This window comes from Pseudomonas sp. TSO6 (assembly GCF_056098905.1).
In genome coordinates, this window is the sequence record NZ_JBLZWV010000089.1 from 1 (window position 1) to 455 (window position 455).

Consider the following 455-nt stretch of genomic DNA (forward strand, 5'->3'; position numbering starts at 1 on the left):
AGCCTGATCCACCAGCAGTGAAACTGGTGTTCAGTCTATTTCTATCACATATCCGAATTTTTAAAGAACGATCTGACAAAAGTCAGAAATCAACATTCATCAACGAATGTTCATTTCTAAGTTCTGATCAAGTAAAGCGAGTGGTGGAGCCAAGCGGGATCGAACCGCTGACCTCCTGCGTGCAAGGCAGGCGCTCTCCCAGCTGAGCTATGGCCCCGCATATTGGTAGGTCTGGGCAGATTTGAACTGCCGACCTCACCCTTATCAGGGGTGCGCTCTAACCAACTGAGCTACAGACCTATATAGGGTCTTGATCGTCTTTTACAAAGAATCAAGCAATTCGTGTGGGAGCTCATCAGCAGGCTGATGTCGTCGATTAAGGAGGTGATCCAGCCGCAGGTTCCCCTACGGCTACCTTGTTACGACTTCACCCCAGTCATGAATCACACCGTGGT

General features: G+C 49.2%; 2 tRNA genes and 1 rRNA gene. All 3 read right to left on the reverse strand.

Features of this window, described 5'->3' with window-relative positions:
* Window positions 1–141: 141 nt before the first annotated feature.
* Window positions 142–217: transfer RNA gene (locus tag ACN6NG_RS29895), tRNA-Ala, on the reverse strand.
* 6 nt (window positions 218–223) lie between these two features.
* Window positions 224–300, reverse strand: a tRNA-Ile gene (locus ACN6NG_RS29900).
* 77 nt (window positions 301–377) lie between these two features.
* Window positions 378–455, reverse strand: a 16S ribosomal RNA gene (locus ACN6NG_RS29905); the annotation flags it as partial.